The 12,588-nt window shown below is 60.6% G+C and carries 12 protein-coding genes; 11 read left to right on the top strand and 1 reads right to left on the bottom strand.

The window, feature by feature from the left end; translation table 11 throughout:
* Positions 1–260 precede the first annotated feature (260 nt).
* The 4 genes from tyrS (at position 261) to RIN56_00285 (ending at position 4,135) form a co-directional block, all read left to right on the top strand.
* On the top strand, positions 261–1,481 hold the full coding sequence (tyrS, locus tag RIN56_00270) for a tyrosine--tRNA ligase (GenBank protein MDR7865214.1): 1,221 nt from the start codon (positions 261–263) through the stop codon (positions 1,479–1,481).
* Between the two features lie 113 nt (positions 1,482–1,594).
* A complete protein-coding gene (gene pxpB, locus RIN56_00275; protein MDR7865215.1) occupies positions 1,595–2,344 on the top strand; it encodes a 5-oxoprolinase subunit PxpB in 750 nt (249 codons plus the stop codon).
* Complete coding sequence (locus RIN56_00280; protein MDR7865216.1) at positions 2,341–3,369, top strand: biotin-dependent carboxyltransferase family protein; 1,029 nt, start codon at positions 2,341–2,343, stop codon at positions 3,367–3,369. Before pxpB ends, RIN56_00280 begins: the two co-directional genes overlap by 4 nt.
* 4 nt (positions 3,370–3,373) lie before the next feature.
* On the top strand, positions 3,374–4,135 hold the full coding sequence (locus tag RIN56_00285; protein ID MDR7865217.1) for a 5-oxoprolinase subunit PxpA: 762 nt from the start codon (positions 3,374–3,376) through the stop codon (positions 4,133–4,135).
* Positions 4,136–4,209: 74 nt separating this feature from the next.
* Here the strand turns inward: RIN56_00285 and RIN56_00290 are convergent, their stop codons facing one another.
* Positions 4,210–4,578, bottom strand: a complete 369-nt coding sequence (locus tag RIN56_00290; protein ID MDR7865218.1) for a small, acid-soluble spore protein, alpha/beta type — start codon at positions 4,576–4,578, stop codon at positions 4,210–4,212.
* Positions 4,579–4,722: 144 nt separating this feature from the next.
* Here RIN56_00290 and yunB point away from each other — a divergent pair, with 144 nt between their 5' ends.
* From yunB to RIN56_00325, 7 genes are all read left to right on the top strand, one after another.
* Positions 4,723–5,391: a sporulation protein YunB gene (gene yunB / locus RIN56_00295; protein ID MDR7865219.1), complete on the top strand. Its 669-nt coding sequence runs from the start codon at positions 4,723–4,725 to the stop codon at positions 5,389–5,391.
* Positions 5,392–5,603: 212 nt separating this feature from the next.
* Positions 5,604–7,556 carry a methyl-accepting chemotaxis protein gene (locus RIN56_00300; GenBank protein ID MDR7865220.1) on the top strand — a complete coding sequence of 651 codons (1,953 nt, stop codon included), beginning with the start codon at positions 5,604–5,606 and terminating at the stop codon, positions 7,554–7,556.
* A gap of 136 nt (positions 7,557–7,692) precedes the next feature.
* Positions 7,693–7,944 carry a (2Fe-2S) ferredoxin domain-containing protein gene (locus RIN56_00305; GenBank protein ID MDR7865221.1) on the top strand — a complete coding sequence of 84 codons (252 nt, stop codon included), beginning with the start codon at positions 7,693–7,695 and terminating at the stop codon, positions 7,942–7,944.
* The gene (locus RIN56_00310) at positions 7,941–9,626 is read left to right on the top strand and encodes a [Fe-Fe] hydrogenase large subunit C-terminal domain-containing protein (protein ID MDR7865222.1); all 1,686 of its coding nucleotides are present in this window, start codon (positions 7,941–7,943) and stop codon (positions 9,624–9,626) included. Before RIN56_00305 ends, RIN56_00310 begins: the two co-directional genes overlap by 4 nt.
* On the top strand, positions 9,626–10,777 hold the full coding sequence (locus RIN56_00315) for a SpoIIE family protein phosphatase (GenBank protein MDR7865223.1): 1,152 nt from the start codon (positions 9,626–9,628) through the stop codon (positions 10,775–10,777). Before RIN56_00310 ends, RIN56_00315 begins: the two co-directional genes overlap by 1 nt.
* 17 nt (positions 10,778–10,794) lie before the next feature.
* On the top strand, positions 10,795–11,031 hold the full coding sequence (locus RIN56_00320) for an NAD(P)H-dependent oxidoreductase subunit E (GenBank protein ID MDR7865224.1): 237 nt from the start codon (positions 10,795–10,797) through the stop codon (positions 11,029–11,031).
* Between the two features lie 15 nt (positions 11,032–11,046).
* Entirely contained in the window at positions 11,047–12,534 is a 1,488-nt protein-coding gene (locus RIN56_00325; protein MDR7865225.1) for a 4Fe-4S dicluster domain-containing protein, read from the top strand.
* Positions 12,535–12,588: the final 54 nt, after the last annotated feature.

Here is a 12,588-nt window from a genome sequence, read left to right on the forward strand (position 1 = left end):
GCGACCTCCTTATCCGGCGATTTCCTAACTATTATACCATAATCGTCAAACGAGTCCAGACCTGCGGCGTTTGCAATTTCGCGGTTTATATGCTATAATGCGCCTTGAAGAATCCCAGAATAAGGCAAAATGACATTAACCACAATTAATTATAATTACACGCCCAGCCGGGGAAATCCTGCGCAATAGCGGACGAAAAGATTGACAATCGCCGTCCTGGGCGCATGTTCCACCTAAACCGATGGAGGGATGTTAACCAGATGTCAGTTTACGAAGTGCTCAACGAACGCGGTTTTATTCAACAAGTCACTCACGAAGAAGAAGTACGTGAACTGCTGGCCAAAGAAAAGATCACCTTCTACATCGGCTTCGACCCCACCGCCGACAGCCTCCATGTCGGGCATTTCCTCGGCATGATGGTAATGGCGCACATGCAGCGGGCCGGGCACCGCCCCATCTGCCTAATCGGCGGCGGCACCACCATGGTCGGCGACCCCAGCGGCAAAACCGACATGCGCAAAATGATGACAAGGGAAGAAATCGACGCCAACGGCGAGCTGTTCAAAAAACAGATGCAGCGCTTCCTCGATTTTTCCAACGATCGCGCCCTCATGATCAATAACGCCGACTGGCTGCTCGAGCTCAACTACGTCGAGTTCCTGCGAAACATCGGCATCCACTTCTCGGTAAACCGCATGCTCACCGCCGAATGTTACCGCAATCGCCTGGAAAAAGGCCTGACGTTCCTCGAATTCAACTACATGCTCATGCAGGCGTACGACTTCCTCGAGCTTAACCGCCAGACCGGCTGCGTCATGCAGATGGGCGGCGACGATCAGTGGTCCAACATCCTCGCCGGCGCCGACCTCATCCGCCGCAAAGAAGGCAAACCGGCCTACGGCCTCACCTTCACCCTCCTCACCACCAGCGACGGGCGAAAGATGGGCAAAACCGAAAAAGGGGCCCTCTGGCTCGACCCGGAAAAAACCCCGCCCTACGACTTCTACCAGTACTGGCGCAACATCGACGACGCCGACGTCGGCAAATGCCTCGCCCTTCTGACCTTTTTGCCGATGGAGGAAGTGCGCCGCCTGGGAGCGTTGAAAGACAGCGAAATCAACATCGCCAAAATGACCCTCGCCTACGAAGTGACCAAACTCATCCACGGCCAGGACGAAGCCGACAAAGCCCAACAGGCCGCCGCGGCCCTTTTCGCCGGCGGCGGTTCGCTCGACAACGTGCCGACAACTGTTCTCTCCGCAGCGGACATCAGCAACAAACGCCTGATTGATATTCTCCCCGCCACCGGCCTTGCGGCTTCGCTCGGCGAAGGGCGGCGGCTGATAGCCGGCGGGGGGCTGTATATCGGCGAAGATAAGGTCGAAGACCCCAACCTCGTCCTCGACCTCGCCGCCTTCACGGACAACAGCCTGCTGCTGCGCAAAGGCAAAAAGACCTATCATAGGATAATAATCGAATAACAGTAAGTAAAAACGAACCGTAAGGTTCGTTTTCTTTTGCCCGCAGGGGCAGGAATTGCCACCGTAAACAGGGAAAAATAATTACCAGCATAATCGGAAACAGGAGTGTTTACATGGACGGAATACGATTCTTGAACGCCGGCGAGCAGGGGCTGGTGGTCGAATTCGGCGCAAGCATCGACCCCGACCTCAACCGCCGCGTCCACAGCACCGCGGCGCTCGTCGGCGCCGCCGGCATCCCCGGCGTCCGCGAAGTGGTGCCCACCTACCGGTCGCTGCTCATCTATTTCGACCCGCTGGCGATCACCCGGCGGCAACTGGCCGAGAACGTCAGGGCGCTCGTTGCGGACACAGGCGCGGGACAGGCGGAGATGTCCGCCAAAGTGATCGAGATCCCCGTAGCTTACGGCGGCGAACATGGCCCCGACCTGGACTTCGTCGCCGGCCACACCGGCCTCGCGTCGGAAGAAGTCGTTGCCATCCACACCTCCGTGCCCTACCTCGTCTACATGCTCGGCTTCACGCCCGGCTTCCCCTATCTCGGCGGCATGTCAGAGCGCATTGCCGCTCCGCGCCTCGTGCAGCCCCGCACAGCCATCCCCGGCGGCTCCGTGGGCATCGCCGGCGCCCAGACGGGCATCTATCCGGTCGCCAGCCCCGGCGGCTGGCGGATAATCGGCCGCACCCCCGTCAAACTCTTCGACCCCGGAGCAGCAAAACCATTCCTCTTCGCCGCCGGCGACTACCTCCAGTTCAAAGCCGTCTCCGCCGCCGACTACGCCGCCATCGGCGCACAAGTGGCGGCCGGGGGGTACAAGCCGGTAATCCGGAACGCGGCGGACAAAGGCGGTGAAAAACAATGATCAGCATCGTTACCGCCGGATTGTTCACCACCGTCCAGGACGGCGGCCGTTGGGGCTACCAGGCCTACGGCATGCCGGTCGCCGGCGCGATGGACCGCTGCGCCTACAACCTCGCCAACATCCTCGCCGGCAATCCTTCTGGAGCGGCCTGCCTGGAGATGACCGTGACCGGCGACACCATCAAATTCGCCACCGACGCATATGTCGCCATCTGCGGCGCCGACATGCAGCCAGCCCTTGACGGCAACGCTGTCGCCACCTGGTCGGCCTTCCCCGTGGCCGCCGGCAGCACCCTCGCCTGCGGCTACGCTGCCCGCGGCTGCCGGGCCTACCTAGCCGTCCGCGGCGGCATCGACGTTCCGGCCGTGCTGGGCAGCAGATCGACCTATACCAGGGCGGCGGTCGGCGGCTTGGAGGGCCGAAAACTCAAAGCCGGCGACACGCTCGCCATCGGCAGGGGCGACTTGGCCGACAACCGTCCGCTGCTTCTGCCGGACGCTCACAGACCTGCCGACGCGGGCAGCGAACTCACCCTGCGAGTGCTTCCCGGCCCCCAGGACGATCACTTCACCGCCGCTGGCCTGGCGACCATGTTCACCTCCTCCTACACCGTCACCGACGAAGCCGATCGGATGGGATACCGTCTCGAAGGCCCCAAGATCGCGCACGGCGACAAAGCGGACATCGTATCCGACGCCCTGCCCCAGGGAGCGATCCAGGTGCCCGGGCACGGCATGCCCATCATCATGATGGCCGACCGCCAGACCACCGGCGGCTATACCAAGATCGGCACCGTCATCGGCCCCGACCTCGCCCTGCTCGCGCAAGCCAAACCCGGCGACACCATCCGCCTCCGCCAATGCTCCGATGCGGAAGCCGTCGACGCCCTCAGGAGCGAGCGGGCCTTATACGAGTCGGCCTCCGCCTGGCGCGCGTCGGCCCTCGGCCGTGATCGGTCTCCCGCCCGCCGCTTTACCATGACCGTCAACGGGCAAAACTATTCTATAGAAATACGGGAGGAATGACTCGATGAAAAGAATCGACCTCAACTGCGACATGGGAGAAAGTTACGGCGTCTACACCCTGGGCTTCGACCAGGATGCCATGCCGCACGTCACCTCCATCAACGTCGCCTGCGGTTTCCACGCCTCCGACCCGGTCAACATGATGAAAACCGTTAAACTGGCCAAGAAATACGGCGTTGCCGTGGGGGCCCACCCCTCGTTTCCCGACCTCGTCGGCTTCGGGCGCCGGGTGATGGCCGCCTCCCTCGAAGAGATTAAAGCCGACGTCACCTACCAGATCGGCGCGCTCTGGGCTTTTTGCCTGGCCGAGGGCGTCAAAATGCAGCACGTCAAAGTTCACGGCGCCCTGTACAATGTCGCCGAAAAAGACGTAACCGTAGCCACGGCCATCGCCGAAGCCATCAAAGCGGTCGACCCCGGCCTTTACATGCTTTGCCTCGCCAACTCGTCCATGGTCACCGGCGCCAAGAACGCCGGCGTCAGATACGTCGAAGAAGCCTTCGCCGACCGGGCCTACACCGCCCAGGGCAACCTTGTATCCCGGAAACAGGAGGGGGCGGTCATCCACGATGTCGACCTCGTCGCCCAGCGCGTGCTGTCCATGGTCAAAAACGGCTCGGTCACGGCTATCGACGGCGCGGAAGTGCCCATAAACGCCCAGACCATCTGCGTTCACGGCGATACCCCCGGCGCAGTCGCCATGATCAAGAAAATCAGGGAAAAGCTCGACCAGGACGGGGTAACCGTCAAAGCCTTCGGCCAATAGCCCCAAACAAAAAAAGCCACATCCGGCTTTTTTTGTTTGGGCTGCGAACTCGCAGCCTATTTTAGCCTCTTCGGTCAGGCGCCTTCCGCGCTCGCGGAAATCGCGTCCTTGTCCATTGCCTCGTCGGCTACAGGCGCCATCTGGGATTCGGCCATAGCGACAAGCTCCTTCACCATCTGGCCGCCAATCCGGCCGCCAACCTTGCCGCCGATCTTGCCGACCTCCCCGGTCGTCATATTCTCCCAGCCCGCGTCCTCGATCTTGTCTTTCAGACCGAGCTCCTCGGCAGCTTCCCACTTCTTCCTGTCCAGAGCCGCCTCGTAATTATCGGCGGAAATCTCCGTGTCCATATCGCGGCCAAGCGTTTCGTTGGCCACTTCCAGCTTGAGCTTATCAAGTCCCCGCTTGGCATTCGGCTCCAGAATCCCGTTCTTGCCGGTCACAGAAGCCACCTCCTCCGTTGTTTGTCGATAATAGTATCTCCGCCGCCGGACAAGAAAAACTGCCACATTTTTCGGCGTCTCAGGCACCAATGGCCGGTAAGGGCATATATATAGTAAGCGACATTATTCCGGGAGGGGAGAACGATGCGGTTCTCCGTGCGGAAACGACGACGGCTGCCGAGCGTGGCGACGGCTGTAATCCTGCTGCTCGTCCTCGCCGTCTCCATATTCTGGACCGTTGAAAGCCACCTCAAACCGACCCTCATGGCAATCGCCGAAGCCAGGGCCATCCAGGTCGCCACCCATACCATCAACAACGTCGTTAACGAAAAAGTCAGCCAGCAGATCGACCCGCAGACCCTCGTCAACATCAAGCTTGACAGTCGCGGCCGAGTTGTCTTCATCCAGCCCAACACCCTCGAATTCAACCGCCTGGCCGCCGATACCACCATCAAAGTCCAGGCGGCCCTCAAGCTGATAACAGAAGAAAAGGTGTACATTCCCGTCGGCCAGGTGTTGGGCAGCCAACTGCTCGCCAGTTGGGGCCCGCCCATAGTCGTGACCATCATCCCCATCGGCACCGTTCAGGTGAAAGTCGTCGACAAATTCGAACAGGCCGGCATAAACCAGACCAGGCATATGATCTACCTGTTCGCCACCACCCACGTCCGTATCGTCGTGCCGCTGGTCAGCTCCACCGTCAGCGTCAATACCCAGGTGCCGATCGCCGAATACGTTGTCGTCGGCGAAGTACCCAGCACCTACGTCCAATTTCCTTTCCCGCTCCCCGTAGAACCCAACGGAGGCTCTTGAATCAAATGCCCGCCAGACGGCGGGCATTTGACAATTTATTTAAAAAAAAGGAAAAAAATGCAGGATTATAATGAAAATCCAAGAATTATCTTATGTTAATAAGTGTATGCCTGGGACGGAGCGATGTCCAGGCATAGGCAAAAAATCGCGATATAAAGAGAAGGAGTGATCTTATGGCAGGTATGGGAAAACAGACTCTTGGTGGGTTGGACATGAAGAAGAAACTGATGCTGCTCTTTGTCCTGATCGCTGCCATCCCGCTGGTGCTTTCCGCCATGGTTTCCTCCTACTTCAGCAACCAGGCCCTCGTCAACGGCGTCTACAGCAACAACCAGATGATAGCGAACGCGCTCGCAAGAGACATCGACGCAATGCTCGAAGCCAAAATTAAGGTGCTCACCATCGCCGCCAACAGCCCGGAAATCAAGTCGATGGACATCGCGCGACAACTGCCGGCAATGCGCAGTATCGCCAACCAGTACCACGACATGCCGGGGCTTATCGTCGCCCTGCCCACAGGCGTGCAGACGGTGCGCACCGAAGGCAAACTCGGAAATATAGCCGACCGGGCTTACTTCAAAGAAGTCATGCAGGGCGGCGCTGCTTCCGTAGTATCCGACGTGCTTATCGCCAAAGGCACGGGACAGGCCTCCGTCATTCTTGCCGTCCCCATCACCGCCAACGGACGGACTCCCATAGGAATCCTGCTGGGCGTCGTCGACCTCAACTACCTCAGCAACCATATCATGCAAACCAAAATCGGCACCAGTGGTTATGCCTTCGTCGTCGACAAGAAAGGCGGCGTTGTCGCCCATCCCGACCAAAAACTCGTCAAAGAAATGGTCGACCTCAGCGCCCTAGCGCCCGTCAAAGCCTCAATCGCCGGGCAAGCCGGCGTTGCCGAATACGAATATGAAGGCGCAAAGAAACTTGCCGGCTACAGCTTCGTGCCGATGGCCAAATGGGGTGTCGTTGCCCAGCAGCCTTTGGATGAGGCCATGGCCGGCGTGGTCAAAATCCGCAACACCGGCATCGCCTTCACCATCGGCGGCATACTCCTGGCCGCGCTTGCCGGCCTCTTCGCCGCCGGCTTCCTGACCAGGCCGATAAGGGAAATGGTCGCCGCGACCGACCGGCTCGCCAACGGCGATCTCACCGTAAAAGTCAACGTCACCGCCCGCGACGAACTCGGCCAGCTTGCCCAAGCCTTCAACTCCATGGTCGACAACCTCCAAAACCTGATCCGCGGCGTCATGAGCACCGCCGACCAGGTGGCCGCTTCCGCCCAGGAACTCTCCGCCACCTCGGTGCAAGCCGAACGCGCTACCAACCAGATAGCAGCCACGATAACCGACTTCGCCCAAGGAGCCCACAGCCAAACTGAAGAAATCGAAAAAACCCTGCAGACAGTTGATCAACTCACCGAAGCCTCTCAGGCGGTGGCGGAAAAAGCCCGCACAGCCTCCGAACTGTCGGGTGAAATGGCCGGCGCGGCCAAAACTGGCGGCGTTGCGGCTCAGAGCGCCGTCGACAAGATGAACGAAATCAAGGAAGTAACAACCGCCACCGGCGAAGTAGTAAGCGGGCTGGGAGAAAAGAGCCAGCAAATCGGCCAGATTCTCGACGTCATCAGCGAAATCGCCGGCCAGACAAACCTTCTCGCCCTCAACGCCGCCATCGAAGCGGCGCGGGCCGGCGAACAAGGTCGCGGCTTCGCCGTGGTCGCCGAAGAAGTTCGTAAACTTGCGGAACAATCTCAGGAAGCAGCCCAGCAAATCGCCCTGATCGTGCGCGAAATCCAGGCCCAGACCGATCAGGCCATCGGCGCCATGAACAGCGGCAACGCCAAAGTCAACGAAGGGGTAGGGGTCGTGCAGACTGCCGGCGCTGCCCTCCAGAACATCCTCGGCAAAGTCACCGGCAGCGTCGACATGATCGAAGCAATCAGCGCCGCCGCCAAAGAACAGGCCGAAGGCATGCGGGCAATGGTCCAGGGCACCGAACAAGTCGCCGTCATCGCCCGCCAGTCTAGCGCCAACGCCGAGACGACCGCCGCAGCCACCGAAGAAGTCACCGCCTCCATGGAGGAAATCGCCGGCGCTGCAAACTCCCTCGCCACCATGGCCGGCGAACTGCAAGCGCTTGTCACCAGGTTCCGAATCTAGACACACTGCTATGATAGAGCCGGAAACCCCTTCCGGCTCTATTTGTTTTCCGGAAAAAACAATTGTCACCGGCGTCCTTTTGGAGTAGAATAAGGAGTAGAAAAATAAAGTGAAATATTTCACAATTGGAGACGCCATGACGAAAATCGCAATATGCATCGGCAGCGCCTGCCACCTGAAGGGAGCGCACGGTGTCCTGGGCGCGTTCAGTGCGCTCCTGGAAAAATACCGGCTCTCCGCCGAAATAGACCTTGAAGGTAATTTTTGCCAGGGACGCTGTACCGAAGGCGTCGTCATAAAAATTGACGATGAAATCATCACCCACGTTTCCCAGGAGAAAGTCTTCGCCATCTTTCAGGAAAAAGTGCTTAAAGAGGGGATTAGATGAAAACGATCACAACCCAAAAGGCCAACTGCCGCGACTGCCACCGCTGCATGCGGTCGTGTCCCCTCAAAGCTGTAGGCATCGTCAACGGGCAGGCCCGCCTAATCGACGAGAAATGCGTGCTTTGCGGCCGCTGCGTCGTCGAATGCCCCCAGGGCGCCAAACAGGTTACCAGCCAGGTGTCGGCCGTCAAAGAAGCCGTCGCCGCCGGCCGATTCGTCGCCATGAGCCTCGCGCCGTCGTTTGTCGCCGCCTTCCCCGAATACACCCTGCCGCAGTTGGCTGCAAAGCTCGGCGGCCTCGGCATCAGCCTCGTCGAGGAGACGGCGGTCGGCGCCGAAGAAGTATCGCGGTTTTATAGCCGCCTGCTCACGGCCGCTGAAAAACCGGTCATCTCCGCCTGCTGCCCGGTCGTCGTCAACGTCGTGACCAAATACTATCCCGATCTCATCGGCAATTTGGCGCCGGTCGCGTCGCCGATGCTCGTCCACGCCAAAATGCTCAAACACCGCCTCGGCGCTGACACATTTGTCGTTTTCGCCGGCCCCTGCATCGCCAAACTGGCCGAAAGCCGTGACTCAGCTAGCCTCGTAGACGCCGCCATAACCTTCCGCCAACTGCGCGAATGGTTGGCCGAAACGGCTACCGGCGACAACTCCCCCCCGGCAGCCGCAATCTCCGCGCCGGGGCCGGTGCGTTACTACCCCATCGCCGGCGGCATCCTCAAATCCTTCGTCCGCAGCGAATCCACCGCCACCGACATCATCGCCGTCGACGGCCTCGACAACTGCCTGGAAGTTCTCGCCGCCCTGCGCAAAGGCGAAATCGCCCCGCGCTTCATCGAAGCCCTAGCCTGCTCCGGCGGCTGCATCAACGGCCCGGCCAGCGGCTGCGCCGATTCCGTGCCCGCCAAAAAGCTGAAAGTGGCCGAATTCGCCGTCGCCGGCGCCGCCCGGCACCACAAAAGCCCCGCCGGTCTTGATTTTTCCCGCTGCCATACCCAGGCGCCGGTCCAGGAATTCATCCCGCCCGAGAGCCGCATCCGGGAAGTGCTCAGGCAGACCGGCAAATACAGCAAAGAGGACGAAAAAAACTGCGGCGCATGCGGTTTCAACTCCTGCCGCGAAAAAGCCGTAGCCGTCTGCCAGGGTCTAACAGAAATCGACACCTGCGTCCCCTACATGCGGTCGAAAGCCGAATCGCTGGCCAACTTCATCGTCCAGCACTCCCTCAACGCCATCATCGTCGTTGACAGCAAAATGATCGTCCAGGAATTCAACCCGGCGGCGGAAAAAATGCTCAACCGCCAGCAGGCAATCATCAAGGGCGGCAAGCTCAGCGAAGTCTTGGACAGCCGCGAGATAAGCGCTGCGATCGGCAAAGGGGAGAAAATGACCGACCGGCGGGTTACCATCGCCGGCGGCACCGTCGTCAACCAGACGATCATCCCCGTGCCGGAGCACGACCTGGCCATAATCGTCCTTACCGACATCACCGTCCAGGAAAAAAACGCCCGCGAACTGGAGCAGATGAAGCTCCAGACCGTCGAGAAAGCCACGGAAATAATCAATAAGCAAATGCATGTGGCCCAGGAAATCGCCGGGCTCCTGGGCGAAACGACAGCCGAGACGAAGGCTGCCCTGCTCGAACTAGTCAGCCTGCTGAAAGCGAAGGGCAAGAACTGATGAACCGGCTATATCCGGAAATCGCCGTCGCCCAGCTCTCCAAAGCCGGCGAGGAACTGTGCGGCGACAAAGTCGAAATCGCCCGCACCGAAGCGGCCACAACCGTCGTCATCTCCGACGGGCTGGGCAGCGGCGTCAAGGCCAACATCCTCGCCACCCTCACCACCAAAATAACCTCATCGCTGCTGAAACGGAACGTCCCCATCACCGAAGTCGTCCCCACCATAACCCAGACCCTGCCGGTCTGCCGCGAACGGAAAATCGCCTACTCGACCCTCCAAATCATCAAACTCCTGCCCGACAGCATGGCAACCGTCGTCGAATTCGACAGCCCGACCACCTTTCTCTTCAGGGGCGGGCAGGTCGTGCCTTTTCCCACCGAAGCCAGGAACATTGGCGGCAAAGCCATCCGCGAAGGCCGTCTGCTCCTCGGCGAAGGCGACATCATCGTCGCCGTCAGCGACGGCGTCATCCATGCCGGCATCGGCGGCCTCCTCAAACTTGGCTGGGACTGGCCGGGAATCTCCGCGGAACTCGCGGCGCATTGTTCGCCGGCCGACGACGCCGAGAAAATCGCCGAACATATCCTCGGCTGCTGCAACGGCTACTACCTCGGACAGCCGGGCGACGACTCCACCGTCGTCGTCATCAAGCTCCGCCGTCCCCGCAACCTCACCCTGTTCACCGGGCCGCCGGCCAATCGCGACATGGACGAGCAGATAGTGAAGCGGCTGATGGGCGGCGAGGGGAAGAAAGTCGTCGCCGGCGGCACCACCGCAAACATCGTCAGCCGCGTACTCGGCCTGCCCGTAAACGTCGACCTCAACTACCAGGACCCGGAAATCCCCCCCATCGCCACCATCGACAACCTCGACCTCGTCACCGAAGGGGTGCTCACCCTCACCGCCGCCATCGGCCGTCTCCACGACATCCGCAAACTGCGCGCCTCCGCCCGCCGCGACGGCGCCACCCTGCTGGCCCGCCTGCTCTATGAGGCTGACCGGATCGACATACTGGCCGGCACCGCCGTCAACCCGGCCCACCAGAACCCCAATTTCCCTGCCCAGATAAACATCAAAGCCCAGGTAATTGCCAACCTGCGCAACGCCCTGGAAGACCTCGGCAAACGCGTCACGGTGGAATGGGTCTAACAAGGAGGAACTGTCGCGTGTCCACGCTGCTCGTAGAAATCTGCCTGGGAACCTCGTGTCACCTCATGGGCTCCCAGGACATTATCGACGCCATCGAGTCCCTGCCGCCCGACAAAAGAGGCAAAATCGACCTTCGTGGCGTCACCTGCCTCAAAACCTGCCGCAAAGGCCCCAATGCCAGAATAAACGGCGTCGTTCTGTCGGAAATGACCCCCGAACGCACCCTGGCCGTGATCGAAGACAACTTGCCGTAAAATCAGGAGGAAGAAATGCACGTCAGTGAAGTAACGAAAATCCGCCGGAAAGTGCTGGCCGAAGTAAGCCGCCTGGCACTTGAAGGAACTCTTGAAGAAAATATCGCCGGCATCCTTAGCACCGTCGTCTCCGAGGACGGCCCCCGCTACCGCTGCTGCGTCCATAAAGAACGAGCCGTGCTCAAAGACCGTATCAACATGGCCCTCAGCCAGCCCATCGGCACCCCGCTGGCCGAAGCGGCCGGCAAGGCGCTGGGCGGCGAACGGGCCGACCTGCCGGCGGTCAACCTGCTGCCCGAAGCCTGCGACCGCTGTCCCATAGATAAATTCCTCGTCACAGACGCCTGCCGCAACTGTCTGGCCCATAACTGCATCGCCAGCTGCCCGAAAAAAGCCATCATGGTCGTACAAAACCGCGCCTACATCGATAAAACCATCTGCATCGAATGCGGCATGTGCAAGCGCTCCTGCTCCTACGGCGCTATCATCGAAATCAGCCGCCCCTGCGAGCGGGCCTGCGACCTCAAAGCCATCGTCGCCGGCAGCGACCGCCGGGCGGTAATCGACTACGAAAAATGCGTGCAGTGCGGCGCCTGCAAAGTCGCGTGCCCCTTCGGAGCAATCAGCGAACGCTCCGAGATCGTTCAACTCATCCAGCGGATCAAAGACGGACAACGCGTATACGCCCTCCTAGCCCCGGCTTTCATCGGCCAGTTCGGCCCGAAGGTCAAACCCGAACAAATCATCGGCGCCATCGGCCGGCTTGGTTTTCACAGCGTCAAGGAAGTGGCTCTGGGCGCCGACGCCGTAGCGCTCGCCGAAGCCGGCGAATTTACCCGCGCCGTCCCTGCCGAACAACCCTTCCTGACCACCTCCTGTTGCCCGGCTTTCGTCGCTATGGTCGAAAAACACCTCCCGGACGCCGGTGACCGGGTCTCCACCACCGTCTCGCCGATGATCGCGGCCGCCAAAGCGGTAAAAGAAGAAGACCCGTCGGCGGCGATAGTATTCGTCGGTCCGTGCGTCGCCAAAAAAGCCGAGGCCCGTCGCTACCCCGACCTCGTCGATTTCGTCCTCACCTTCGAAGAACTTGCCGCCATGTTCGTCGGCGCCGGCATCAACGTCGCCGAAACTGAGGCCGGGGACCACCTCACCGCCGCCTCGCGGGACGGCATCGGCTTTGCCAGGGCCGGCGGCGTCACCCAGGCCGTTCTTGACACCGTCGCCCACCTGGCTCCCGGCGCTGCGCTCAAGCCGCAACGGGCCGACGGACTGGCCGACTGCCTCGCCGTCCTCACGAAAATGCAGCAAGGCGCCCTCGACGCCAACTTCCTCGAAGGCATGGCCTGCCAGGGCGGCTGTGTCGGCGGGCCGGGCACCATGGCCGACCAGCGCCTGACCGCTAAACTTGTGGAGCTCTACGCCGGCCAGGCCCCGGTTGCCACCGCACCAGATAACACCGCGGCCCGGCCGGAAATTGACCTGCACCGCCGAAAAAAATAGCCGCGGCGGCAACAAGAATAACCAACCGCTCTTCTCAAAACGGTCCTCTTATGC

Source organism: Sporomusaceae bacterium (assembly GCA_031460455.1).
Taxonomy (GTDB): domain Bacteria; phylum Bacillota; class Negativicutes; order Sporomusales; family UBA7701; genus Anaeroselena.